This window comes from Pseudomonas sp. GW821-FHT07F05 (assembly GCF_059418765.1).
In genome coordinates this window covers 103,847-129,576 of record NZ_JBWKQL010000006.1, presented here as the reverse complement: position 1 = coordinate 129,576, position 25,730 = coordinate 103,847, and the positions used below count along the sequence as shown (strand labels likewise).

Here is a 25,730-nt window from a genome sequence, read left to right as displayed (position 1 = left end):
TCAGATCTCCGCGTACATTCGGCCCGGATTGAAAATTCCGTGCGGATCGAGTTGTGCCTTGAGCTGGCGGTGGTAGCGCAGCAATGGCGTGGCCAACGGCTGAAACGGGCTGTCGTCGAGGCCGTGGCTGTAGCAGGTGGCGTGGCCGCCTGCGGCGCTGACGATGCGACGAATCTCGCTGCCGCTGGCGTCGGATTTGAGCCAGCGTTGCGCACCGGCCCAGTCGATCAATTGCTCCCCCGGCAGGTCCAGCTCAGCGGTGCTGACAGGCAATGACAGGCGCCACAACGGACGGCCATCGGTGAAGAAATCCAGACGGTGTTCGTTCAATTCGCGCCAGTAAGCCGGGTCGATGGATTCGCCGCCCAGGCGGTCATGAGCCGCCGCGACCGAACCTTGGCCGCCTTCAAGACGCAAACGCAGCACGCGGCCGTCGTGGCTGGCGGCGCTGATCGGCAGCGGCTCCTGACCCCATTGCGCCAGGCGGGCGAGGGCGGTGGCGCTGTCCATTTCCAGGGCGATGCTGGTGCACAGTCGCGGCTTGGGCAGGACTTTCAACGAGACTTCGGTGATCAGGCCCAGGCAACCAAAACTCCCGGCCATCAGGCGCGACAGGTCGTAGCCGGCAACGTTTTTCATCACCTCGCCGCCGAAGCGCAAGTGCTTGCCCAGGCCGGTGATCACCCGCGTGCCCAGCACGAAGTCACGCACCGAGCCTGACCATGGCCGGCGGGGCCCGGACAAGCCTGCCGCGACCATCCCGCCCACGGTGCCATCGCCTGCGCTGCTGTCGCTGTAGCTGGGCGGCTCGCAGGGCAGCATCTGACCGGCTTCTTCCAGCGCGGCGTTCAGCACCGACAACGGCGTGCCGGCGCGGGCGGTGATCACCAGTTCGGTCGGGTCGTAAGTGACGATGCCCTTGTGGCTGCGCGTATCCAGCACTTCACCCGCCACCTCGCGACCAAGGAATGCCTTGCTGTTGGCGCCTTGAATCCGCAGCGGCAGGGCGGACTGAATCGCCTGATTGACCTGTTCCAGCAGCGCATCGCTGGCATCGCGGTCCTGGGCCACGAAGGCTGGCTGACGTTGGGCATCCATCAGAAACGCTCCAGTTCAGGGAAGGGCAGCTTGCCCATGTGCACGTGCATGGCACCGAACTCGGCGCAGCGGTGCAGGGTCGGGATGTTCTTGCCGGGGTTGAGGGTGCCGGCCGGGTCGAACGCGGCTTTTACGGCGTGAAACAACGTCAGCTCGTCACTGTTGAATTGCGCACACATCTGATTGATCTTCTCGCGGCCCACGCCGTGCTCGCCGGTGATGCTGCCGCCCACTTTCACGCACAGCTCCAGAATCTTTCCGCCCAGCGCTTCGGCGCGATCGAGCTCACCGGGTTGGTTGGCATCGAAGAGGATCAGCGGGTGCATGTTGCCGTCGCCGGCGTGGAAAACGTTGGCGACGCGCAGGCCGTATTCTTCCGACAGCGCGGAAATACCCCTCAGCACGCCCGGCAATTCCCGACGCGGGATGGTGCCGTCCATGCAGTAGTAATCCGGCGACAGCCGACCGACTGCCGGGAAGGCGTTCTTGCGCCCGGCCCAGAAACGCACGCGTTCGGCCTCGTCCTTCGCCTGGCGTATCTCGGTCGCGCCGGCGTTTTCCAGCACCGCGCGAACCCGGTCGCAATCGGCGTGCACGTCGGCTTCCACGCCATCGAGTTCGCACAGCAGAATGGCTTCGGCGTCCACCGGGTAGCCGGCGTGAATGAAGTCTTCAGCGGCGCGAATGGCGAGGTTGTCCATCATTTCCAGGCCGCCGGGGATGATGCCTTCGGCGATGATGTCGCCGACCGCGCGACCGGCTTTTTCCACCGAGTCAAAGGCGGCCAGCAACACCCTCGCCACCTGCGGTTTGGGCAATAGTTTGACCGTCACTTCAGTGATCACGCCGAGCATGCCTTCGGAGCCGGTAAACAGCGCCAACAGATCGAAGCCTGGCGAGTCCAGTGCGTCGGAGCCCAACACCATGTGCTCGCCCTCGACCGTGAGGATGTCGACCTTGAGCAGGTTGTGCACGGTCAGGCCGTATTTCAGGCAATGCACGCCGCCAGCGTTCTCCGCGACGTTGCCGCCGATGGAACAGGCAATTTGCGAGGAGGGGTCTGGCGCGTAATAAAGGTCGTAAGGCGCTGCGGCCTGGGAAATGGCCAGGTTGCGCACACCGGGTTGCACGCGGGCGTAACGCCCGGCGGGGTCGATGTGGAGGATTTTGTTGAAGCGCGCCATCACCAGCAGCACGCCTTTTTCCAGGGGCAGGGCGCCGCCGGACAGTCCGGTCCCGGCACCCCGCGCCACCACCGGCACGCCGCGCTCATGGCAGACCTTCAGCAGCGTCTGCACCTGCTCGATGCGCTGGGGCAGCACCACCAGCATCGGCGTCGTACGGTAGGCGGAGAGGCCGTCGCATTCATACGGGCGCAGTTCTTCCTCGCGGTGGAGGATGTCCAGATCAGGCAGGCGGGATTGCAGCGCTTGGAGCAGCTGTTGTTTGTCGATGACCGGCAGCACGCCGTCGACGCGTTCGTCGTACAGGATATTCATGATGGGTTCGCAACCCTGTCTTGTTTTTATTGGAGGCCCGTTCCGTGACGGAACGTGAAAGGCTGGCTTGCATCATTGGCTCAGCCGGGCTTAGTGTCTACCGGGTGGAGCAGTGGTCGAACCAGTTTCGTGATACGGCTGAATCAAATAAACGGCAAAAAGACTTTTTTATCAGTGAGATAGATCTCACGTCCATTCTTGTGGTTTTTACCGCCCTCCATGGTCATACCAGTGAGGGCAAGCAATAAACGCCCACTCATCCAACGCAACGAAGCAGGTCCGACCCATGGAAATCACTCAGGCCCAGTCCCACACCAAACGCCCGCAGCAGGTCGCCGATGTCGTCAGCGAGCGCATCGAGCGGCTGATCGTCGACGGTGTGCTCAAGGTCGGTCAGCTGTTGCCTTCCGAACGGCGGTTGACCGAAAAGCTGGGGGTGTCGCGCACTGCGCTGCGCGAAGGGCTGCAGCTGCTGCGCGCCAGGGGCATCATCGAAACCCGTCAGGGCAAGGGCTCGTTCGTCGCGCAAATGGGGGGGCTGGGGCTGACCGCCAATTCACCGCTGATGCACCTGTTCGCTTCCCAGCCCCGCACGCTGTACGACCTGTTTGAAGTGCGCAGCCTGCTGGAAGGGGAGTCCGCGCGGCTGGCGGCGCTGCGCGGCACCGACGCGGATTTTGTTCTGATCACCCGGGCCTACGACGCTTTGGTTGCCGGCCATGACCACCCCTTGCCTGCGTCCGAACACGCGCGGCTCGACCATGCGTTTCACCTGGCCATCTGCGAGGCGTCCCACAACCCGGTGCTGGTGCAGACCTTGCGTTCGTTGACAGATCTGCTGCTGAACACGGTATTCGCCTCGGTCAACAACCTCTATCACCGCGACGCGCAGAAACGGCAGATCGACCGCCATCACGCCCGTCTCTATAACGCGGTGACCGGGCGATTGCCCGAGCAGGCGCGCAAGGCCGCTGTGGCGCACATCCAGAACATCTGCGACAACCTGCGGGAGATCGAGAGCGAAGAGCAACGGCTGGTGCGCGCCACGTTGCGGCTGGAGGGTTGGGCTTGAGTCACCGGAGCTTTGCCTGCAGCTCCGCTTGATAGGACCTTCGCTTGACAGACCTCACCCATTGCCGCAGTTTACGCATTGCGTAAGCCGCTTACGCCGTAGTGAAAAACCAAAACAACAATAACAGGCCATTCCCGTGGATCTTTTCACCTACTACCGATCGACCTCCAGCTACCGGGTGCGCATTGCCCTGGCGCTGAAAGGACTCGCATTCAACGCCATTCCGGTCAACCTGATCCGCGACGGCGGCGAACATCACCAGCCCGACTACCTGGCGATCAACCCCCAGGGCCGCGTTCCCGCCCTGAAGCTGGACGACGGTGAAGTGATCATCCAGTCCATGGCGATCATCGAATACCTCGAAGAATTCTCCCCGGAACCTGCATTGCTCCCCGGCGCGCTGCTCGACCGCGCGCGCCATCGGCAGATTGCCGCCCTGATCGGTTGCGACATTCACCCGCTGCACAACGTCGCGGTGCTCAATCGTCTGCGCGGCATGGGCCATGACGAAGGCGATGTGACGGCGTGGATCGGCCACTGGATCAACCAAGGTTTCGCCGCCGTGGAAGCCCTGATTGGCGATACCGGATTTTGTTTTGGCGCGGTTGGCCTGGCCGATGTGTACCTGCTGCCTCAGGTGTATGCGGCGCGGCGCTTCAACGTCGACATGAGCCCGTACCCGCGTATTTGCCGGGTCGAAGGGCTGGCGTTGCAGCATCCGGCGTTTCAGTCCGCCCATCCCGATGCGCAATCGGACAAGCCGGAGTAATCTTTCCCACATGAAAAGCTTCGGTCTGCAACTGATCTTCGGCGACTTCCTCGCCCGCAGCGTGCGGGGGATTTCCTGCGCGCCACCCGCTGAATCGTGATCCGAGCCGCTGTGCCTCTCACTATTTAGCAGGAGCAAGACCGTGACTGATCTCTACGAAAACCCGATGGGCCTGATGGGCTTTGAATTCATCGAATTCGCCTCGCCCACCCCGAACGTGCTGGAGCCGGTGTTCCAGATCATGGGCTTCACCAAAGTCGCCCAACACCGCTCGAAGAACGTATCGCTGTACCGCCAGGGCGCAATCAACATCATCCTCAACAACGAGCCCAACAGTGAAGCGTCCTACTTCGCTGCGGAGCACGGTCCTTCGGTGTGCGGCATGGCCTTCCGGGTCAAGGATTCGCAACGGGCCTACAAGCGCGCGCTGGAACTGGGCGCCCAGCCTGTCGAGATCGGCACCGGGCCCATGGAACTGCGCCTGCCGGCCATCAAGGGGATTGGCGGCGCGCCGTTGTACCTGATCGACCGTTTCGGTGAAGGCACCTCGATCTACGACATCGACTTCGTGTACCTCGAAGGCGTCGACCGCCACCCCAAGGGCGCCGGCCTGCAATTCATCGATCACCTGACCCACAACGTCTATCGCGGGCGGATGGCGTATTGGGCGAACTTCTACGAGAAGCTGTTCAACTTCCGCGAGCTGCGCTATTTCGACATCAAGGGCGAGTACACCGGCCTGACCTCGAAGGCGATGACTGCACCGGACGGCATGATCCGCATTCCGCTGAACGAGGAATCGTCCAAGGGCGCCGGGCAGATCGAAGAATTTTTGATGAAGTTCAACGGCGAAGGCATTCAGCACGTCGCGTTCTTCACCGAAAACCTCATCGACACCTGGGACCGGCTCAAGGCGCTGGGCATGCGCTTCATGACCCCGCCGCCGGACACCTATTACGAAATACTCGAAGGCCGGCTGCCTAACCATGGCGAACCGGAGCACGAGCTGAAGGCGCGGGGGATTCTGCTGGACGGCAACTCCGACGGCGGAAACAAGCGCCTGCTGCTGCAGATCTTCTCGGAAACCCTGATGGGGCCGGTGTTCTTCGAATTCATCCAGCGCAAGGGCGACGATGGATTCGGCGAGGGCAACTTCAAGGCGCTGTTTGAATCGATCGAGCGGGATCAAGTGCGACGCGGGGTGTTGGCGGTGGATTGAAGTAGGTGCACGCGCGCTGTTAGTGGGACCGGCTTCAGCCGGGAAGAGGGCAGTCTGAACACCATCAGTTGTGTGGTGTGGCTGCCGACGCCTTCCCGGCTAAAGCCGGTCCTACTCGATGCGAGCGGTGCTACTGATCCTGCGGCATTTCCCCACCCATCCGCGCGCTGATCGCCTGGGCCTTCTGCAGCAGTTTTTGCGCGGCGAGGGCCTGGCGCTGATCGGTAAACACCGACGCTGAACCCACCACTGTCACCACACCCACCAGCTTGTTGCCCATGGCAAACACCGGCGACGACACCGCGTTGACGCCAGCCATCAACAAGCCATGAATCTGATGCACCCCCGTGCTGCGAATTTCGCGGACGTGCCGGTTGATCTCCTTCAACTGCGCCGCGTTCAACGTGGCAGATTCCGCCTCTCTCAGCGCCGAGGTTTCGGTCGGCGACAGAAAGGTCTCGAACACCAGCCCGGTGGACGAACTGAGCAGCGGCAGCACCGAGCCGATCTGTGTGACCAAGGTGACCGCCCCCAGCGACTGTTCGACATACACGACTGTCGGGCCTTTATTGCCCCACACCGCCAGAAAGCAGGTTTCGTTGAGTTCGTCACGCAGCGCGATCAATGCCGGCGCGGACGTCTTCAGCACATCCAGCTGGCTCAGCGCCGCCAGCCCGACCTGCAACGCCGAGCGCCCCAGGCGGTAATGATTGCTGGCCGGGTCCTGCTCGGCAAATCCGCTGTCCACCAGCGCTTGCAGGTAGCGATGCACCTTGCTCGCGGGCATGCCGACGTATTCGGCGAGTTTCGACAGTGACGTGGCGGGCGCCAGTTCGGCCAACGCCTTGAGGATGCCGACGCCGACTTCAGCCGACTGGACTTTCTGCTGGCGCGGCGCAGTGGCGGGGGTGGAATCGTCGGTCATGGAAGGGAGGCCCCCGGTCTGGAAAGGCTGCTTTATAGCTTGACCCTTCCTCAAACTCAAATTACGTTATGCGTAACACGCTTACGATAAAAACAATAAGAGGTCGTCATGTCGACAACACCCCGGTCCGAGCCCTTGCGCTACCAGCGCGGCTTCGGCAATCAATTCAGCAGCGAGGCGATGCCGGGCGGTTTGCCCCACGGGCAGAACTCGCCGCAACGTCACCCGCTGGGCCTGTACGCCGAGCAATTTTCCGGGACCGCATTCACCGTCCCCCGCGCTGAAGCCCGACGAACCTGGCTCTACCGCATTCAACCGTCCGCCGCGCACCCCCGCTTTCAGCGCCTTGAGCGCCAGATCACGGGTCAACAGCAAGGCCCTGTGACACCCAATCGCCTGCGCTGGAATGCCTTCGACATTCCCGCCGAGCCGACCGACTTCATCGATGGCCTGCACGCGCTGGCTAGCACCTCGTCTGCCGAACAGGCCGAGGGCGTGAGCATTTACGTCTACACCGCCAACCGCTCCATGCGGCGCGCGTTCTTCAACGCCGACGGCGAGTGGCTGATCGTCCCCCAGCAGGGCCGGCTGCGCATCACCACCGAACTGGGCCTGCTCGACCTTGAGCCGCAGGAAATCGCCGTGCTCCCCCGTGGTTTGAAATTCAGCGTCGAGCTGCTCGACGGCACAGCGCGGGGCTACATCTGCGAGAACCACGGCTGCGCCTTGCGCCTGCCTGACCTCGGGCCCATTGGCAGCAACGGCCTGGCCAATCCGCGGGATTTTCAGGTGCCCCACGCACACTTTGAAGACAGCGCGCAGCCCACTGTGCTGGTGCAGAAATTCCTCGGTGAACTGTGGGCGACCACGCTCGGTCATTCCCCCTTCGACGTCGTTGCGTGGCACGGCAACAACGTCCCATATAAATACGACCTGCGCCTGTTCAACACCATGGGCACGGTGAGTTACGACCACCCCGATCCGTCGATCTTCACCGTGCTGACGTCTCCGAGTGCTGTCAACGGTCAGGCGAACGTCGATTTTGTGATCTTCCCGCCGCGCTGGATGGTGGCGGAAAACACCTTCCGGCCGCCGTGGTTCCACCGCAACCTGATGAACGAATTCATGGGCCTGATCGACGGCGCCTACGACGCCAAGGCCGCAGGTTTCATGCCCGGCGGCGCGTCGCTGCACAATTGCATGAGCGCCCATGGCCCGGACAACGCCAGCGCCGAGAAAGCCATCTCCGCTGAACTCACGCCGCACAAGATCGAGCAGACCATGGCCTTCATGTTCGAGACCGGCAAAGTCCTGCGCCCCAGCTACCACGCGCTGGAATGCCCACAGTTGCAAAGCGACTACGATGCCTGCTGGGATGGCATCGCCAGAACGTTCAAGCCTTTCGACACGGACAGCCAACGATGAGCACTTCACACCACCCGCGCAGTTGGGTTGCCAGCGCCAACGACCATCCCGATTTCCCCCTGCAAAACCTGCCCCTGGGCGTGTTCAGCCGCCCCGGTTTCGGCAAGCGCGGCGGCGTTGCCATCGGCGATTTCATTCTCGACCTGCAAACGGCCCTTGAGGCCAGCCTGTTCAACGGCGCTGCGCGCGTGGCCGTGGAGGCCGCCAGCCGCGGGCAACTGAACGACTTTTTCGCCCTGGGCGGTTCGTCGCGGCAGGCGCTGCGCCATGAATTGCTGCACCTGCTCGACGAAAGAACCCTGCAGCGTGAACGCTTGCAGGCCATGGGCGACCGTCTGCTGGTGCCAATGGCTGACTGCCAGATGCACATGCCGGCGCAGGTGGGCGACTACACCGATTTCTACGTCGGCATTCATCACGCGATGAACGTCGGCAAGCTGTTCCGCCCGGACAACCCGCTGCTGCCGAACTACAAATACGTGCCCATCGCTTATCACGGGCGCGCGTCGACCCTGGGTGTGTCCGGGATGCCGGTCAAGCGCCCCAGCGGGCAGACCTTGAAACCGGGTGCCGAGACACCGGATTTCGGGCCGAGCAAGCGCCTGGATTACGAACTGGAAGTGGGCGTATGGATCGGGCAGGGCAACGAGGCGGGCGAGCCTGTCGCCATCAGCAAGGCGGGCGAGCACATCGCCGGTTTCTGTCTGCTCAACGACTGGTCGGCTCGCGACCTGCAAGCCTGGGAGTACCAGCCACTGGGGCCGTTTCTGTCGAAGAGTTTTGCCACGAGCATTTCGCCGTGGGTGGTCACGGCCGAAGCCCTTGCGCCGTTTCGCGCGGCTCAACCGGCGCGCCCCGAGGGTGACCCGCAGCCGATGCCTTATCTGTTCGACGAGCAGGATCAGGCCGGCGGCGCGCTGGACATCGAGCTGGAAGTGCTGCTGCTCACCGCGCAGATGAGAGAGCAAGGCGTCGCGCCCCAGCGTCTGTCTCTGAGCAACACGCTGAACATGTACTGGACCGTCGCGCAGATGGTGGCCCACCACAGCGTCAACGGCTGCAAGCTGCAGGCGGGGGATCTGTTCGGCACCGGCACCTTGTCAGGCCCGCAGCCCGGCCAACTCGGCAGCCTGCTGGAAATGACCGAGGGCGGTAAGCGCGCCGTTGAATTGCCCAACGGCGAGACGCGAACCTTTCTGGAGGCCGGCGATGAGGTGATCCTCAAAGCGCGCTGCCGCAAGGAAGGCGAAGTGAGCATCGGGTTTGGCGAATGCCGTGGGGTGGTGGTGGGCTAAAGCCGCATCCCATGTCTTAGTGGGACCGGCTTCAGCCGGGAATAGGCCAGTGTGTGCAGCTCAGATTTGCGGTGTGCCGCCTGACGTCTTCCCGGCTAAAGCCAGTCCTACAGAAATCAACCAAACCCACCCACCAACGACCCACTGCGCGGCAAGAACCTCCCTTGCCGCTCACCCTGCGGTTTGCCTTCCGCGTAAATCAAATGCCCGTTGACCCACACCGCATCAATCCCCTCGGCAGCGCGTTTGGGCTCTTTGAAATCCGCCACATCGCGCACGGTGCCCGGGTTGAACAACACCAGGTCCGCGCAATACCCTTCGCGCACGAAGCCACGATCATGCAGCCCGAAGCGTGTGGCGGTCAGTCCGGTCATCTTGTGGACGGCGGTGTGCAGCGGAAACAGCCCCAGATCCCGACTGAAATGCCCCAGCACCCGGGGGAACGCACCCCACAGGCGCGGGTGCGGAAACGGGTCTTCCGGCAGCCCGTCGGAACCGATCATCGACAGCGGGTGCTTCATGATCCGCTGCACGTCATTCTCATCCATCCCGTAATACACGGCGCCGGCCGGCTGCAGTTTTCGCGCGGCGTCCACCAGTGAAAGGCCCCAGTCGGCGGCAATGTCTTTCAACTCGCGGCCGCCCTGTTCCGGGTGCGGCGTTGACCAGGTGATGGTGATCGGAAATGCATCGGTGACCTGTTTCAAATCCAGCGTTGAAGAACTGGCCGCATAGGGATAGCAATCGCAGCCCACCGGGTGGCTCAGCGCCGCGTTTTCCAGGGACGCCAGCAGCTGCGGGCTGCGGCCCCAATTGCCCGCGCCCGCGCATTTCATGTGGGAAATCACCACCGGCGATTTGGCGTGACGGCCGATCTCGAACGCCTCGTCCATGGCCTCCAGCACCGGCTCGAACTCGCTGCGCAGGTGCGTCGTGTACACCGCGCCGAACGCCGTCAGCTCCTCGGCCAGCTGTTTCACTTCGTCGGTTTCGGCCGAGAAAGCCGAGGCATAGGCCAGACCGGTGGACAGGCCCAGCGCGCCGTCCGCCAGGCTGTCGCGCAATTGCCCGCGCATGGCGCTGATTTCATCAGCGCGCGCCGTTCGAAAAAGATCGTCCATGTGATTGCTGCGCAGCGCGGTGTGGCCGATCAGCGCCGCCACATTGACCGCCGGACGCGCCGCGTCCACCGCGCTGCGGTAATCGACAAAGCGCGGATAAACGAATGCAGCGGCGGGGCCCAGCAGGTTCATCGGATCCGGCGGATCGCCCGCCAGGGAAACGGGCGAGGCGCTGATGCCGCAGTTGCCGACAATCACCGTGGTCACGCCCTGGGTAATCTTTGGCAGCATCGCTGGCTGACGAATCACCACGGTGTCGTCGTGGGTGTGCACGTCGATGAAACCCGGCGCCAGCACGCGGCCGGCGGCGTTGATCTCCTCGCGGGCGGAGACGTCGTGGAGGTCGCCGATGCGCTGGATGCGGCCGTCCCGGAGGGCCACGTCGGCGCGGTAGCCGGGCGTATCGCTACCGTCGATCACCAGCGCGTCGCGAATGATCAGGTCGTAAAGCATGGGGTCAGTCTCCAAGGGGCAGGCCGTCGTCGCCGCCGCGGTAGTCATCCAGCGCGAGCTTGATCCGTCGCAGCCTTTCGCGGTTGGCGTCGGGCGCGGTCAGCGCCAGTTCGGTGGCCAGCACGTCGATGGTCAGCAGCATGCCGTAGCGCGCGGCCGTGGGTTTGTAGATGAAATTGGTTTCGGCGATCTGCAGCGGCAGCAGGACATCCGCCCGCTCCGCCAGCGGGGAGTCGGGCAGGGTAATGGCGAGAATTTTCGCGCCATAGCTGCGAGCGAGATCCACTGCGTCGAGCAGTTCAGGGGTGCGCCCGCTCAGCGAGCAGACGATCACGCTGTGCTCGGGACCCAGGGTCGCGGCGATCAGGCGCATCATCACCGGGTCGCGGCTGGCGGCAATCGGGTAGCCGAGGCGCACCAGCCGGGTCTGCAGTTCTTCGCTGCACAGGCTGGACGCGCCGCCCATGCCGAAGCTGTGAATCATCCGGGCCGGCGCCAGCAGGGCCACCGCCGCCTGAAAGCGCGACTCGTCAAATCCAGCCAGGTGCTGGCGCAGGGTGGACTCGATGTCGCCGACGATCTGAGTGAAAAACGCCGACTGCTCCGGCGCCTGCTCCGGGGTGAGGAAGCGGTTGCCCACGGCGCTGGCCTGGGCCAGTTGCAGGCGCAGGTCGCGCAGGTCCTTGCAGCCCACCGTGCGGGCGAAGCGCGACAGCGTGGCGCTGCTGACCTCGGCGCGGGCGGCGAGGTCGTCAAGGCTGGCGCTGGCGGCAAACGCCACGTCGCTGAGCACCAGTCTGGCGATGCGGCCTTCGCCGGCGCTGAACGACTCCTGACGGGCGCGGATCTGGTAAAGAATGTCCACTCAGATCACCTGCGCCAGCCCGAGGGTCAGGACGAAAGCGATCACCGAAATCAGCGTCTCCAGCACCGTCCAGGTTTTGAAGGTCTGTGCCACGGTCATGTTGAAATACTCCTTGATCAGCCAGAACCCGCCGTCGTTGACGTGGGAAAAAATCACCGAGCCGGCGCCGGTCGCAAGCACCAGCAGCTCTGGATGGGGATAGCCCAGGCCCAGCGCTACGGGTGCCACGATGCCGGAAGCAGTGGTCATTGCCACGGTGGCCGACCCGGTGGCGACGCGCATCAACGCGGCGAACAGCCAGCCCATCAGCAGCGGCGACAGATGCCAGTCCTGCGCCAGGCCGACGATCTCGTTGGTCACGCCGCTGTCGACGAGAATCCGGTTCAGACCGCCACCCGCGCCCACCAGCAGCGTAATACTGGCCGTTGGCGCCAGGCATTCCTGGGTGAATTTCAGGATCGAATCCCGGGAGAACCCTTGGGCAATGCCCAACGTCCAGAAGCTTAGCAACGTGGCCAGCAGCAGCGCGATCACCGAGTTGCCGATGAACAGCAGAAAGCTGTTGAAACCGCTGCCCGGCGTGGAAATCAGGTTGGCCCAGCCACCCAGCAGCATGAGCACCACCGGCAACAGAATGGTCGCCATGGTGATGCCGAAGCTCGGCAGCTGGGCGCGGGGTTCACGGTCGAGAAATTGTTTGGCGAGCGGGTTTTCATCGGGCAAGTGAATGTGCGGCACGATGAAGCGCGCGTAGATCGGGCCGGCAATGATCGCGGTAGGGATGCCGATGAGGATGGCGTAAAACAGGGTCTGGCCCACCGACGCCTGATAGGCCTGCACCGCCAGCATCGCGGCAGGGTGCGGCGGCACCAAAGCGTGGACCACCGAGAGGCCGGCGACCATCGGCAGGCCGACCATCAGAATCGACACGCCGACCCGACGTGCGACAGTGAACGCGATCGGCACCAGCAGCACGAAACCCACTTCGAAGAACAGCGGCAGTCCCACCAGAAACGCGATGCAGACCATCGCCCAGTGCGCGTTGCGCTCGCCGAAGCGGTCGATCAAGGTGCGCGCCACCTGCTCGGCACCGCCGGACTCGGCCATCATTTTGCCGAGCATGGTGCCCAGCGCCACGACCAGCGCGATGTGCCCCAGCGTCTTGCCGACGCCGCCCTCATAGGACGCGACGACGGCATTGGCCGGCATGCCGGCGACCAGCGCGAGGCCGACGGACACCAGGGTGATGACGATGAACGGATTGAGGCGAAAGCGCGCGATGAGCACGATCAGGGCGATGATCGCGACGGCGGCATAGACCAACAGAGACAGGCCGGTTGACGGAGGCATGCAACGGATTCCTTGCTGAGAATGAGGAGGTCAGGGCTTGGGCGGCGGCGGGGCTGAGTCTGTCGAGCCACAACAGAGCAGGACTCACCCGCGCAATGGCGTTAACCGGTGCGCAGCCAGGCGGTGAAAACGATCTCGGCAGTGGGTGTTGCAAGCGCCATGAACGGCGAAAGAAGAGCAGGGGCGGGACGATCACAGGCAGTCATTATTGTTATCTCTGATTTCGTGATGGAAAGTAAATTACACGAAGCAGGATAAAAAGATCAATTCATGAAAATTAATTTCGCTCAGATGTTTTGCCTTGCGCCCCATCCATTTGTGGGAGCGGGGATTGGCTCAGGATTTCGGCCGGTTGGTTGGACTTGTGGGAGTGACCGGGGTGGCGTTCCACTTTGCTCGCGAATGCGGTTTATCCAGCGAAGAAAATTCATTGGCTGAACGGCCCTCTTCGCGAGCAAGCTCACTCCTACAGGATCGTGGGTGACTTGAGATTTCGAACCATGCCGAGACTTGTGGGAGTGAGCTTGCTCGCGAAGGGGCCAGGACAGCCAGGCACTTTCTCTGGGGAAGGACAGTCAGCCTTCGCGAGCAAGCTCGCTCCCACAGGATCGTGGGTGACTTGGGATTTCGAACCATGCCGAGACTCGTGGGAGCGAGCTTGCTCGCGAAGAGGCCAGGACAGCCAGGCACTTTCTCTGGGGAAGGACAGTCAGCCTTCGCGGCCGCTTCATGCCGCAGTGAACCGCTCCCGATACGCCTGGGGTGTCACCGATACCGCACGCATGAAGCTGCGCCGCAACGTTTCTTCCGTACCAAAACCGCAGCGGTCGGCGATGCGCTTGATTGGCAGCGCGCTGTCCCCCAGCAGGCGCCGCGCCGCTTCGACGCGCAATTGCTCGATGGCCCGCGCCGGCGTGTTCCCGGTGTGGGCGCGGTAGTGGCGGACGAAACTGCGCTCGCTCATGCCCACCTGCGCCGCCAGTGTGGCAACCGACAGGTCACTGGCCAGATTGTCGAGAATCCAGGCGTGAAGGTCGCCAAACCGGCTGCCTTGATCACGGGTCTGGTGCTGCATCGACAGCGCCGTGCTGAACTGCGACTGCCCACCCGGGCGCTTGAGAAACACCACCAGATCCCGCGCCACGGCCAGGGCGATGTCCCGGCCCAGATCCGCCTCGACCATCGCCAGGGCCAGATCAATACCCGCGGTCACCCCGGCGGACGTCCACAGTGTGTTCTCGTTGATGAAGATCGGGTCCGGGTCGACGCGCAGTTGCGGAAAACGCCGCGCCAGTTCGTCGCAACTGTCCCAGTGGGTGACCACCCGATGGCCGTCCAGCACGCCCGCCGCCGCCAGTAAAAATGCGCCGGTACACACCGACGCCACTCGCCGGGCACTGGCGGATTGCGTTCGCACCCAGTCCACCAGAACCGGATCCAGCAGCGCCGTATGCACGCCGCCGCCCCCGGCGATGATCAGGGTATCCGAAGCCGTGGACGGCAGCGGGTGGGTAAGCAGCCCGAGCCCGGCGGAGGAGACCACGCTGCCGGGTTCGCGAGCGATGACCTCGGGCCGGTATGGGATTTTGTTCAGGCCGGCTTCCTGGGCCATGACGTTGGCCGAGGCAAACACCTGCAGCGGTCCGGTGACGTCGAGTAACTGAACGTTGGGAAAGGCCAGAACGTGAACCGGCCTGGGCTGATGGGGCATGGCGCTCTCACTGTGAAGATTGGCGTGAATTGTCGGCTTTATGGCGTATCCGCCAGAGGCTAGCTCGCTACAGTGGTTTCGTCCAGTCGCTGGCCGAGCCCCATCGGCCGCGTCACTTCATACCGTCAGATGAATCACTTTCAGTACAAGGAAACACACCATGACCCTGCATATCGGCCTGCTGGTATTCCCCAAAGTCCAGCAACTGGACCTCACCGGTCCCTACGATGTTTTCGCCACCATGCCCGGCGTGGTCGTGCATCTGGTCTGGAAAAACCTTGAGCCGCTGCAGTCCAGCACCGGCCTGACCCTGGTGCCGACCGCGACCTTCGCCGACTGCATAGACCTGGACGTGATCTGCGTGCCGGGCGGGGTAGGGGTTGATGCATTGATGGAAGACCCCGAAACCCTGGCCTTCATCCAGCATCAGGCGGCCACGGCGCAGTACGTGACTTCCGTCTGCACCGGCGCGCTGGTGCTCGGCGCAGCAGGGCTGTTGAAAGGCCGCCGCGCGACCACCCACTGGGCGTCCCATTCATTGCTGGAGCAGTTCGGTGCGATTCCGGTGCACGAGCGCGTGGTGCGCGACGGCAACCTGATGACCGGTGGCGGCGTAACGGCGGGCATCGATTCTGCGCTGACGCTGATCAGTGAAGTGTTCGATGCCGATACCGCCCGGACCATTCAGCTGCAATTGGAGTACGCGCCGGCACCGCCCTACGATTCCGGCCGACCGGACACCGCACCGGCGAACATCCTTGCCGTCGCCACCGATCGCGCCATGCAGGGTTTGCTGGCGCGTCGGCAGATTGTCGAGCGCGTCACGGCGGCCATGGATTAACGGCGGGATTAGATCGGAGATTTATTGAGCGGGATTTCATACCAGCAGAGGAACAGGTCCAGCGCCGACTCGACCACTTCGCGCTGCTTGTCCGGCGCGAGCAGGGGCTCGTTGAGGGTGACTTGCGGCCAGAAGGCGAAGGCCTTGAGCAATGCATGGATCTGCGACGCGGCGAACACCGGCTCGACGGCCTTGAGGCGGCCGTCCTGCTGGGCGCCGCGCACCCAGACGGTGAAGGTTTCTTCCCGTTGATTGAGTCGGCTAACCCAGATCTGCGCACGATCGGGAGAGTGAATGGTCGCGCCGATGGCCACACGGGCCAGGTCGATGAAGTTGCTGTCACCGAGGGTTTTCATCTTCGCGTCGAGTAATTCGCGCAGTTGATCGCGCAGGGGCACGCCGGGTTTGTACACTGCATCGGTCTGCGTCGCGGCGGAGGACCACAGGCGATGGAGCATTTCGGAGAACAGTTCTTCCTTGCTGGGGAAGTGGTTGTAGACCGTGCGCTTGGAGACCTCGGCCCGGGCGGCAATCCGGTCCATGCTCGTGACCTCGAAACCGTTATCGCGGAACTCGGCTATCGCCGCCTGAACAATGGCTTCGCGTTTACGGTCGGTCAGTCGCAGTGGGGCAGTCATGGATTCGCTTCTGTGAGGTGGCGCGGACGACTCAACCGCCCGACAAGAAAATTACACCGGGCAGTTTACTTCTCTTTGCCCATCGTGCAAGCTTGAAACTACACTGTGTAGTGTAGAAGCAGCCAAGAGCATCAAGCTGTAAGCTTCAAGTCGCAAGCTTACGGCGTATGGCATGCTCTTGCAGCTTGCAGCTCCCGCAACGCCACCTTCACCCGTTTCATGGAGTCAGCACCCTCATGGCCTCGATCGAAAAAAACCTTGATTCAAATCCTGCGCTGCCCGTCCTGACTCGGCGTGAAGGTCGCTATTTCAATCACAAGCCGATGGCGCGCTCGAGCGTGGGCAAAACCCTGCGCATATTCTGGAATGCGCTGTTCAATAAACCCCACCACACCCGCCCGGCCGGGGAGATCCCGGTTCAGCCGCTGTCGCGCCAGCAACTGTTCGCGGCGCCCGATAACACGGTCTACCGGCTGGGCCACTCCACGGTGCTGCTGAAACTGCGCGGTGAATACTTCCTGACCGACCCCGTATTCGCCGAGCGTGCTTCGCCGGTGCAATGGGCCGGTCCGCAGCGGTTCCATCAGCCGCCGATCCGCCTCGAAGACCTGCCGCCGCTCAAGGCCGTGATCCTCTCCCACAACCACTACGACCACCTCGATCACATGACCATTCAGGTGCTCAAGGACAAGTCAGAGCATTTCATTACGCCGCTGGGGGTAGGGGACACGCTGATCGAGTGGGGCGTACCGGCCGCCAAGGTCCAACAGTTGAACTGGTGGCAGTCGACGGAGATTCATGGCATTCGCTTTGTGGCGACCCCGGCGCAGCACTTCTCGGGCCGTACGCTGCGTGACGGCAATCAGACCCTGTGGGCATCGTGGGTGATGCTTGATGGCGAGCAGCGCATCTTTTTCAGCGGTGACACCGGCTATCACGCCGGTTTCAAGCTGATCGGCGAGCAGTACGGCCCGTTCGACCTGACCCTGATGGAGACCGGCGCGTACAACGAAGACTGGCCGGACGTGCACATGCAGCCTGAAGAGACGCTGCAGGCGCACATCGACCTGCGCGGCAAGTGGCTGCTGCCGATCCACAACGGCACCTTCGACCTGGCGATGCACGCCTGGCACGAGCCGTTCGACCGGATTCTCGCGCTGGCGTGGGACCGCAGCATTTCCATCACCACGCCGGAAATGGGCCAGCCGTTTTACGTTCAGTACCCCAGCCGAGGCGAGGCGTGGTGGCTGAAAGTGGACAAGGCTGCCGAGCCTGCGACCGACCGCTGCTCGAAACGGCGGGACGATCGCCGGCAGGTCACCAGTCGCGGCTAAGCCGGCTGTTTCAGGGTTTGGCGTCAGTGGAATCTGCCGGATGCTCCGTTTCCGGTGGTCGCTGTTGTTCACCGCTCTGATTGGCTTGTTTGTGTTCCTCGCCGACCTTGCCTGCGTTTTCAGGCTTGTGGTCGAGGTCTTCGCGATTGGACTCTTTATCAGGCATGGCGCCCTCCGGTGTACGAGGTTGATGGTTGATTTGAAGCACGTGCTCAATGGTCGATCTGGTCGATCTGGTTGATCAGCATCAGCGCTTCGTCTTTGAACAGCGGTCGTTTCATGCGTTCGGCGAGCATCGCCATGGGCCGTTCCCGCTCACAGCTGACCACCGCCGCGACAACGCCCTGTTTGCAGATGAGCGCCAGGAAATCGAAGCGTTCCGGCTCGCCCATGTAGACGATGTCGTCCCAGTCTTCGGCGTGGCCGAGGTAATCCAGACGCTTCTCAAAATGGTAGGTCCAGAAGTACGGCACATCGGTGTATCGCAGGTCCTCACCGAGCATGTTGCCCGCCGCAATGCGGGCCTGTTGTTGGGCCAGGCGCCAGTGCTCGATGCGCCGGGGCTGATGGTTGAGCGGAAAGGTGGCAATGTCGCCGGCCGCCCACAGATCCTTGCCCGCGCGCATGCCGTCGTCGACCGCCAGTGAACCGTCGTCCTCCAGTTGAACGCCGTCGATGAAATGCGTCACCGGGCTCACGCCGACGCCGACCAACGCCAGATCCACCTGCAGTCGTTCGCCATTGCTGAGCACCGCCGTCTGCAGCAGCTGCTGCCCATCCCGTTCATCACCCTCGAACCGACTGACGTTCACGTGGGTGCGGAACAGCACGCCGTTCTGCTCATGCAGCGCCCGCAGGGCTTTGCCGATGCGCTCACCCAGCTGACCGGCAAACGGCACTTCATGACGGGCCAGAATCGTCACGTTCACACCTTGTGTGCGCAACGCCGACGCCGCTTCCAGCCCGATAAAACTGTCGCCAACGATCAATGCGTGGCTGCCTGGGTGGATCGACGCAAGAATTCGGCTGGCGTCGTCGCGGCTGCGCAGGGTCAGCACTTGCGGCAGGTCCGCGCCCTCTAGAGTCAACGCGCGGGGCTCGCCACCGGTGGTGACCAGCGCCGCGTCGTAGTCAAAGCGGCGCCCGTCCGCCAGGGTGACGCGCTTGTTGACGACGTCCAGTTTCATCACTTCGCCGTGCACCCGTTCGATGCGATTGCTCAGGTAGAACCCGTCGTCGCGCAGAGCCGGGATCTCATCGGTATCCATTTCGGCGGACAAGACAAATTTGCTCAGCGCTGTGCGGTCGTACCCGGCCGCGGCGTCTCTGTCGATGAGCCGTAATTGACCGTTGAAGCCTTTTTCCCTCAGCGCGCAGGCAGCCGCCGTGCCCGCCGCACCGGCGCCAATGATGACGAAGCAGCGGCTGTCCTCGGCCAGCGTCGGCGTGTCGGCGGTGATGGGCTGGTCATCGACATGCACATGGCCATCGATGACGTGGACGGGGTATTGGGTCAGGGCATCCAGCGCAGGCGGTTCGCAGAGATGGCCGTCGTCGATGGAAAATTCGGCCTTGTGCCAGGGACAGATCAGATGACCGTTGCAGATGGCGCCGTCGGCCAGTGGCGCGCCGGCATGGGGGCAGAAGGCTTGAAACGCGCGGACTTCTTCGCCGTGCAGAACCAGCAGCGCCTTGGTTTCGCCAAACTGGACCTGGAGACCGCGGTCTTGCTGAATATCGGTCAGAGGGGCGACTCGATGCAGAGGCATGTGCGCTTCCTTGTGGGTTTTTTATTGGACTTGGGGGCTTTTAGTTGGGAGTCGGCCGTCGGGGGAGAGGTTCAGGGAATTATCGGGTAGTCGGTTGGGCGGGCGCTCCGTTCGCTTCAACTGCCGGAAGAACGCCCAAAATCCGAGGTCATTTCACTGCGTCTGGCTATTGCGTCAACTTCAGCCGCTCATGCCAGTCGGCAATCGACTCTTCGGGAAACTCCTCGAACTGCTGGTCATTCGGTCCTGCGGCCACTTCCACCCAGGGCGCCTTGGAGTGCAGCAGCAAGTGCGTGTGCTCCGGCGGGGTCGGCAACGGCGTGTCGATGGCTGACGCAAACGGGTGGATCAGCTCCGGCCACTCGGGGCTGAACAGCCACAGCCCGCTGCCGCACCGTTTGCAGAAATGCCGTTCAGCGCTGCTGATGCGGGTTTGGTGACCCTCATCGTCGCGCATCTTCGCGTGGTAGATGGCGATGTTGTCCTTGCCTTTGACGTCGAGACTTTTCGCATCGCCGCCCAGGTTGATCGCGTAGCCGCCACCGCCCTGGGTCTTGCGGCAGATCGAGCAGTAGCAGCGTTGATAAGGGTAGGGATGGGCGCTTGTCAGGCTGAATTCGACGGCGCCGCAATGGCAGGAGCCTTCCAGATGCATATTCACCTCCGCTTGAATGTGATGTCGGGCTTAAGGGTCTAGACCGCTCAAGCGGGCGGGGTTCGATGTTTTCTCGAACGGGCGTTCGGATTATTCACGGACCGTTGGCTAAAGAAGCCTGCGGCAATGTCGATAAGCGGTAGTCATATGACCACTTTGCGTCCCGCCCCTCCAAGAATGAGCCACCCTTTATGAGCCTACGCAACCTGACCATCGCCCGCCGCGCCGGCCTTGGGTTTACCCTGATTTCCCTGTTGGTCGCGCTGCTCGGCTGGTTCGCCCTGAGCCAGATGTCGACGATCCGACAGAGCGAGGTGGCGGTTGAAAGCAACTGGATGCCGAGCATGCGTCTGGTCAACGACATCCGCGAAGCCATGCTGCGCATTCGCACGATCTCGCTGCGGGTTGCCCTTGACACCGATCCGAAAAATCTCAGCGTCTACAAAGGTCAGATGGACGCGCGCGCGAAGATCCTCGACGAGAAACTCGCCAGCCTCGACACCTTTATCGACACCCCGGAAGAGAAGGCGCTGTACGGCAAATTCCGCGCGACCCTGGTCGATTATCAGCGCGGTTTGACCCAGTCTTTTGTGCTCGCCGAGGGCGGTGACTTCAAGGCGCTGAACAAACTGCTGCTGGTGGACATGAAAACCGCCGTCGACAACTCCGGCGCGCAATTGGGCGATCTGGGTGATTTCTACTCCCATCAGGTCGAGCTCGAAGGCGCTGCCGCCGAAGCGCAATACGGCAACTCCCGAAACGTGGTGCTGGTGTTCGTGCTGATCGCAGCACTGGCCACCGTGGTGCTCGCGGTGTGGCTGACCCGCAGCATCGTTCGCCCGCTGCAGGAAGCGGTTGATGCCGCCGAATACGTGGCCAAGGGCGATTTGACCCATGACATTCGCGTCGAGGGCAATGACGAAGTGACGCGCTTGCAGAGCGCGTTGCAGCAGATGCAAACCAACTTGCGCTCGACCCTGAGCCTGATCGGCAATTCGGCGAGCCAGCTGGCGTCGGCCGCCACCGAGCTGAACTCGGTGACCGAAGACAGTCATCGCGGCCTGCACCAGCAGAACGCCGAAATCGAACAGGCCGCCACGGCGGTGAACGAGATGACCTCGGCGGTCGAGGAAGTCGCGCGCAACGCGGTGTCGACGTCCCAGGCGTCGAGCGAATCGAACACGGCGGCCCGCGACGGCCAGAGCCGGGTCATCGACACGGTCAATTCGATCCAGACCCTGTCCGGCAACGTACAGCACACCTCGGACCTGGTGCAGAACCTGGCCGATCAGTCCAAGGACATCGGCAAGGTGCTGGACGTGATTCGCTCCATCGCCGAGCAGACCAACCTGCTGGCGCTGAACGCTGCCATCGAAGCCGCACGGGCCGGTGAGTCCGGACGCGGGTTCGCCGTGGTCGCTGATGAAGTGCGCGCACTCGCCCACCGCACCCAGCAGTCGACCCTGGAAATCGATAAGATGGTCACGACCATGCGCAGCGGTTCCACCGAAGCAGTGGAGTCGATGTCGATCAGCCGCTCACGGGCGACCGAAACACTGGGGCTGGCCCAGGGTGCCGGCGAGTCGCTGAGCCGCATCACTACGTCGATCAACGAGATTTCCGAACGCAATCTGGTCATCGCCAGCGCCGCCGAAGAGCAGGCGCAAGTTGCGCGGGAAGTGGACCGCAACATCGTCAACATCCGCGATCTGTCGATGCAATCGTCGTCCGGCGCCAACCAGATCAGCGCGTCGAGCAACGAACTGTCCCGGCTGGCGGCGGAGTTGAATCAGGTGGTCACGCGCTTTCGGGTTTGATGGTTCTTCTCAACGTCTCAAAGGCTTCCCGGCTAAAGCCGGTCCCACAGGGTAATGCGGTATGAGTGGGACCGGCTTTAGCCGGGAAGAGGCCGGTTTGAGCACCCTCGGTTTTGCGGTGTGACAAATGACGCCTTCCTGGTAGGACCGGCTTTAGCCGGGAACAGGCCAAGAACGGCAGCCTTTCACCTCATTCACTTGCCTGTCGCTGCCCTCGGCTTGCATGATTCGCCCCGACTAATAATTCCTGGCGGGCCGAACCTGCCGACGAGATAGGTGAAGGGCAATGGATGACGTGAATCGCGATTTCAGCAGTTGGCTGCGCTCCCCGGGCCACGCGGCCTGGCTGATGCAGGAGGGCAATCGGCTGCTGGCGTTTGCCAAGGCCTCGAAGCTGCCCCAGGGCTTCGGCAATCTGGATGATCTCGGTCGGCTCCCCGCCGATGCCGTGGCCGAAACCATGAACACCGCACGCATGACCCACAGTTTCGCCATGGCCCACATCAACGGCATTCCCGGTTGCGCCGCGCTGGTCGATCACGGCATTGCGGCGCTGGCCGGGCCGTTGCGTGACGCCGAACACGGCGGCTGGTTCGCCACACCCCTGGAACACAGCACTGACACCGGCAAGAACGCTTACCTGCACGCCTTCGTCGCCCTCGCCGCCAGCTCGGCAGTCGTCGCCCGTCGCCCCGGCGCCCAGGCGTTGCTGGAACAAGCGATTCAGGTAATCACCGGGCATTTCTGGAGCGAGGAGGAAGGCGCCATGCGTGAATCCTTCGACCGCGACTGGAGCAACGAGGAAAGCTATCGCGGCGCCAACAGCAACATGCACAGCACCGAGGCGTTTCTCGCCCTGGCCGACGTCACCGGCGATGCGCGCTGGCTGGATCGGGCGTTGAGCATCGTCGAGCGGGTCATTCATCAGCACGCCGCTGGCAACAACCACCAAGTGATCGAGCATTTCACCCTGCAGTGGCAGCCGATCCTCGACTACAACGTCGACAAGCCCGACGACGGTTTCCGCCCCTACGGCACCACGCCCGGCCACGCCTTCGAGTGGGCACGGCTGGTGCTGCACCTGGAAGCGGCGCGGCGCAAGGCCGGGCTGGAAACGCCGGCCTGGTTGCTGGAAGACGCTCGCGGTTTATTCGAAAACGCCTGCCGCTATGGCTGGGACGTCGATGGCGCGCCCGGGATCGTCTACACCCTCGACTGGGAAAACCGCCCGGTGGTCCGCCATCGCCTGCACTGGACCCACGCCGAAGCCGCGGCCGCCTCCGCGGCGTTGTTGCAACGCACCCACGAGCAGCAATACGAAGACTGGTACCGGACGTTTTGGGAATTCAGCGAGACGCTGTTCATCGACTACGAAAACGGCAGCTGGCGCCACGAACTCAACCCTGAAAACAAACCCAGCGCCGATATCTGGGCCGGCAAGCCGGACCTGTACCACGCCTATCAGGCGACGCTGCTGCCGGTGTTGCCGCTGGAACAAAGTCTGGCAACCGCGTTGGCGAGCCGGGCCTAGTCCGGGGGATCCTGCGCGGTCTCGAGGCCAGCGCGATCTGTGTAGGAGCGACCGGGGTGGCGCTCCACCTTGCTCGCGAAGAGGCCAGTACATCCGCTATAGCTTTAGCGCCTGAACTGCCGCCTTCGTGAGCAAGCTCACTCCCACAGTCCCGTTTTCAGCAGGTACATCGGCAGTGTGGTCATGTTGATTAAGGGCAGTGGATTGGCGAGCCGCGCATCAACCTCACACCTTCAACTCAATCCACGTCGGTGCATGGTCACTGGCGTGGGGCAGGTCCCTCACCCAGCGGTCCACCCCCGCGTTTTTCAGCTTGGGCTTCAGATCCTTGCTCAACAGCAGGTGGTCAATGCGCAGGCCGGAGTTGGTTTTCCAGTGGTTGCGGAAATAATCCCAGAACGTGTAAATCCGCTCGTCCGGGAATTTCGCGCGCAGGGCGTCGGTCCAGCCCTGGTCCAGCAACCGCTCAAAGCACGCGCGGCTTTCCGGTTGCAGCAAGGCATCCTTCAGCCATGAGCGGGTGTTGTAGATGTCATTGTCGGTAGGGATGACGTTGTAGTCCCCGGCCAGCACCACCGGATGCTCGCTCTTGAACAGTGAGTCGGCGTGCGTGATGAAGTGCTCGAACCAGTCCAGCTTGTAGTCGAACTTCGGCCCCGGCCGCGGGTTGCCGTTGGGCAGGTACAGGCAGCCGACGATCACGCCCTGAACGGCCGCCTCCAGATAGCGGCTGTGCTTGTCCTTTTCATTGCCCGGCAAACCCCGACGAATTTCCAGCGGCTCACTGTCCCGGGACAGGATCGCCACGCCGTTCCACGACGGCTCGCCCTGCCAGATCACGCCGTAGCCGGCATTGCGGATATCGTCGGCGGGGAAGGCCGTGTCGGCCGCTTTCAGTTCCTGCAGGCAGACGATGTCGGGCGCTTCCTTTTCCAGCCACTGCAACAGAATGGGCAAACGCGCGCGGATGCCGTTGATGTTGAACGTGGCGATTTTCAGCGTGGCCATGGCGTTCGCCTCCAATGAGTGTGCAGCGTTGGAGGTCGCCTGCTGGCCGAAGATTCCATCGGTGTGCGCGACGCTGCCTTTCTCGTCAATCAGCCGGCTTCGCTCCGTCAGGCAAAGCGTTGCGACACACGAATCACCTGCCGGGCGATATAGGTCCCCGTCACGATCACAGCAAAGAGTCGCAGGGTCTGCATCGCCAGCACGAAGCCGACGTCGGAATGGGTGTCGATGGCAATGATCGCCATGGCATCAAGACCGCCCGGGCTGGTGGCCAGGTACACCGAGAGGAAGTCCTTGCCCATGATTTCCGCGATGCCCCAGGCCGACAGGGCGCACAGCAGGATCAGCACCAGCGCCCCCGCGATCATCGCGGGCAGCCGCCGCCAGACGTAGCTGATGGTCACACGATCAAAGCGCAGGCCGATGTAACTGCCGATCGCGCCGTAGGCGATCGCCAGCACCCAGGCAGGCAGGGTGATCTGCAGCAGGCCGCTCAACTGCAGCGCGCCGCCGAGCAGCAAGGGCACCAGCAAGGCACCGGCCGGCAAGCGACTGCCGAGCAGCACGCCGACCCCGATCACCAGCAGGCTCAGGCCCAGATTGAGCAGGTTCATCCCGTGCAACAGCGCGTCCGTGCTGTGGACGTCCGACCCACCGGCATCGGCACCAATCAGCCAACTGACCAGCGCGCCGACCATCACCACGCAGACCACTCGCACGTATTGCATGGTGGCGACCACTCGAGAGTCGGCGCCGTCATCCTCGGCCATCGCGACCATCGCCGACGCCGCGCCCGGCGAAGTGCCCCACGCTGCGGTACTGCTCTGAATGCCGCCCCAGCGCGCCATGGCGATGCCGACCACGGCACTCAACGCGACGGTGAGCAAGGTGGCGAACACCATGACATGCCAGGACTGCATCGCCGCGAGCAGCACGCCGACGGTCATGGAGTGGGCGACCAGCACGCCAACCGTGCCCTGGCCGAGGCGGAACACCTGCTTGTTCAGACGAACGCTGGCCCCGGCGACGCCGAAGCCGATCGCCACCAGCATGGGCCCGAGAAACAGTGCCGCGGGGACGTGGAAGTATTTGAACAGCTGGCCGGCGCTACCGGCCATGAGGATGAGCAGCAGCCATTGGGTCAGCGGGTGCTGGTGGGCGAGGGCAAACGAGGCGGGGCGTGGCAACGCGGATCTCCAGAGCATTGGCATTTCCTGATAAGGAGTGACCTGAGTGCTTCCCTGCCGAGTGCATTTCCAATGACGCCCAGTATCGACAGCGCAATCGATCAAGTCTATTTTCTAATAATCATGAATCGATAACTTTGGTTGATAT

22 protein-coding genes and 1 pseudogene are annotated in these 25,730 nt (G+C 63.0%); 10 read left to right on the top strand and 13 right to left on the bottom strand.

What is annotated here, in order from left to right; genetic code table 11:
• Positions 1-1,098, bottom strand: coding sequence for a glycolate oxidase subunit GlcE (gene glcE / locus AC07RO_RS14940; RefSeq protein ID WP_495086388.1), 1,098 nt, complete (start codon positions 1,096-1,098; stop codon positions 1-3).
• Complete coding sequence (gene glcD, locus AC07RO_RS14935; protein WP_495086387.1) at positions 1,098-2,597, bottom strand: glycolate oxidase subunit GlcD; 1,500 nt, start codon at positions 2,595-2,597, stop codon at positions 1,098-1,100. The genes glcE and glcD overlap by 1 nt, the downstream gene beginning before the upstream one ends.
• 286 nt (positions 2,598-2,883) lie before the next feature.
• Between glcD and glcC the strand changes: the two genes are divergently transcribed.
• The 3 genes from glcC (at position 2,884) to hppD (ending at position 5,657) form a co-directional block, all read left to right on the top strand.
• A complete protein-coding gene (gene glcC / locus AC07RO_RS14930) occupies positions 2,884-3,669 on the top strand; it encodes a transcriptional regulator GlcC (protein WP_282370892.1) in 786 nt (261 codons plus the stop codon).
• A gap of 136 nt (positions 3,670-3,805) precedes the next feature.
• Positions 3,806-4,438, top strand: coding sequence for a maleylacetoacetate isomerase (maiA, locus tag AC07RO_RS14925; RefSeq protein WP_495086386.1), 633 nt, complete (start codon positions 3,806-3,808; stop codon positions 4,436-4,438).
• Between the two features lie 142 nt (positions 4,439-4,580).
• Positions 4,581-5,657 (top strand): 4-hydroxyphenylpyruvate dioxygenase, encoded by a 1,077-nt coding sequence (gene hppD, locus AC07RO_RS14920; RefSeq protein ID WP_495086385.1) that lies wholly within the window; start codon positions 4,581-4,583, stop codon positions 5,655-5,657.
• Positions 5,658-5,787: 130 nt separating this feature from the next.
• Here the strand turns inward: hppD and AC07RO_RS14915 are convergent, their stop codons facing one another.
• Positions 5,788-6,582, bottom strand: a complete 795-nt coding sequence (locus AC07RO_RS14915) for an IclR family transcriptional regulator (protein WP_495086384.1) — start codon at positions 6,580-6,582, stop codon at positions 5,788-5,790.
• Between the two features lie 108 nt (positions 6,583-6,690).
• Here AC07RO_RS14915 and hmgA point away from each other — a divergent pair, with 108 nt between their 5' ends.
• Positions 6,691-8,007 carry a homogentisate 1,2-dioxygenase gene (gene hmgA, locus AC07RO_RS14910; RefSeq protein ID WP_495086383.1) on the top strand — a complete coding sequence of 439 codons (1,317 nt, stop codon included), beginning with the start codon at positions 6,691-6,693 and terminating at the stop codon, positions 8,005-8,007.
• Entirely contained in the window at positions 8,004-9,302 is a 1,299-nt protein-coding gene (gene fahA, locus AC07RO_RS14905) for a fumarylacetoacetase (RefSeq protein ID WP_495086382.1), read from the top strand. The genes hmgA and fahA overlap by 4 nt, the downstream gene beginning before the upstream one ends.
• Positions 9,303-9,418: 116 nt before the next feature.
• Here fahA and AC07RO_RS14900 read toward each other — a convergent pair whose 3' ends face one another.
• The 4 genes from AC07RO_RS14900 to AC07RO_RS14885 form a co-directional block, all read right to left on the bottom strand.
• A complete protein-coding gene (locus AC07RO_RS14900) occupies positions 9,419-10,876 on the bottom strand; it encodes an N-acyl-D-amino-acid deacylase family protein (protein ID WP_495086381.1) in 1,458 nt (485 codons plus the stop codon).
• 4 nt (positions 10,877-10,880) lie between these two features.
• Positions 10,881-11,741 carry an SIS domain-containing protein gene (locus AC07RO_RS14895; RefSeq protein ID WP_192174320.1) on the bottom strand — a complete coding sequence of 287 codons (861 nt, stop codon included), beginning with the start codon at positions 11,739-11,741 and terminating at the stop codon, positions 10,881-10,883.
• A complete protein-coding gene (locus tag AC07RO_RS14890; protein WP_108120002.1) occupies positions 11,742-13,091 on the bottom strand; it encodes a GntT/GntP/DsdX family permease in 1,350 nt (449 codons plus the stop codon).
• A gap of 727 nt (positions 13,092-13,818) precedes the next feature.
• Positions 13,819-14,802, bottom strand: a complete 984-nt coding sequence (locus tag AC07RO_RS14885; RefSeq protein WP_346626456.1) for a GlxA family transcriptional regulator — start codon at positions 14,800-14,802, stop codon at positions 13,819-13,821.
• 160 nt (positions 14,803-14,962) lie between these two features.
• On the opposite strand from AC07RO_RS14885, the gene AC07RO_RS14880 reads away from it, so the two are divergent.
• Positions 14,963-15,643: a DJ-1/PfpI family protein gene (locus AC07RO_RS14880; RefSeq protein WP_495086380.1), complete on the top strand. Its 681-nt coding sequence runs from the start codon at positions 14,963-14,965 to the stop codon at positions 15,641-15,643.
• Between the two features lie 8 nt (positions 15,644-15,651).
• Here AC07RO_RS14880 and AC07RO_RS14875 read toward each other — a convergent pair whose 3' ends face one another.
• The gene (locus AC07RO_RS14875) at positions 15,652-16,281 is read right to left on the bottom strand and encodes a TetR/AcrR family transcriptional regulator (RefSeq protein WP_192174316.1); all 630 of its coding nucleotides are present in this window, start codon (positions 16,279-16,281) and stop codon (positions 15,652-15,654) included.
• Positions 16,282-16,517: 236 nt separating this feature from the next.
• Here AC07RO_RS14875 and AC07RO_RS14870 point away from each other — a divergent pair, with 236 nt between their 5' ends.
• Positions 16,518-17,615, top strand: a complete 1,098-nt coding sequence (locus AC07RO_RS14870) for an MBL fold metallo-hydrolase (RefSeq protein ID WP_495086379.1) — start codon at positions 16,518-16,520, stop codon at positions 17,613-17,615.
• Positions 17,616-17,625: 10 nt separating this feature from the next.
• Here the strand turns inward: AC07RO_RS14870 and AC07RO_RS14865 are convergent, their stop codons facing one another.
• From AC07RO_RS14865 to AC07RO_RS14855, 3 genes are all read right to left on the bottom strand, one after another.
• The gene (locus AC07RO_RS14865; RefSeq protein ID WP_192174314.1) at positions 17,626-17,781 is read right to left on the bottom strand and encodes a hypothetical protein; all 156 of its coding nucleotides are present in this window, start codon (positions 17,779-17,781) and stop codon (positions 17,626-17,628) included.
• Positions 17,782-17,827: 46 nt separating this feature from the next.
• Positions 17,828-19,384, bottom strand: a complete 1,557-nt coding sequence (locus AC07RO_RS14860; protein ID WP_495086378.1) for an FAD-dependent oxidoreductase — start codon at positions 19,382-19,384, stop codon at positions 17,828-17,830.
• A 166-nt stretch (positions 19,385-19,550) separates the two neighbouring features.
• Positions 19,551-20,039: a GFA family protein gene (locus AC07RO_RS14855; RefSeq protein ID WP_495086377.1), complete on the bottom strand. Its 489-nt coding sequence runs from the start codon at positions 20,037-20,039 to the stop codon at positions 19,551-19,553.
• 191 nt (positions 20,040-20,230) lie between these two features.
• Between AC07RO_RS14855 and AC07RO_RS14850 the strand changes: the two are divergent.
• The 3 genes and pseudogenes from AC07RO_RS14850 to AC07RO_RS14840 form a co-directional block, all read left to right on the top strand.
• Positions 20,231-20,998 (top strand): annotated as a pseudogene (locus tag AC07RO_RS14850) (MCP four helix bundle domain-containing protein); the annotation flags it as partial.
• On the top strand, positions 20,993-21,856 hold the full coding sequence (locus AC07RO_RS14845; protein ID WP_423574802.1) for a methyl-accepting chemotaxis protein: 864 nt from the start codon (positions 20,993-20,995) through the stop codon (positions 21,854-21,856). The pseudogene AC07RO_RS14850 and the gene AC07RO_RS14845, both read left to right, overlap by 6 nt.
• A gap of 286 nt (positions 21,857-22,142) precedes the next feature.
• The gene (locus tag AC07RO_RS14840; RefSeq protein WP_192174310.1) at positions 22,143-23,387 is read left to right on the top strand and encodes a D-mannose isomerase; all 1,245 of its coding nucleotides are present in this window, start codon (positions 22,143-22,145) and stop codon (positions 23,385-23,387) included.
• Between the two features lie 225 nt (positions 23,388-23,612).
• Here AC07RO_RS14840 and AC07RO_RS14835 read toward each other — a convergent pair whose 3' ends face one another.
• Both AC07RO_RS14835 and AC07RO_RS14830 read right to left on the bottom strand, forming a co-directional pair.
• On the bottom strand, positions 23,613-24,395 hold the full coding sequence (locus AC07RO_RS14835; protein WP_495086376.1) for an exodeoxyribonuclease III: 783 nt from the start codon (positions 24,393-24,395) through the stop codon (positions 23,613-23,615).
• 107 nt (positions 24,396-24,502) lie between these two features.
• Entirely contained in the window at positions 24,503-25,600 is a 1,098-nt protein-coding gene (locus AC07RO_RS14830; RefSeq protein WP_495086375.1) for an AbrB family transcriptional regulator, read from the bottom strand.
• Positions 25,601-25,730: the final 130 nt, after the last annotated feature.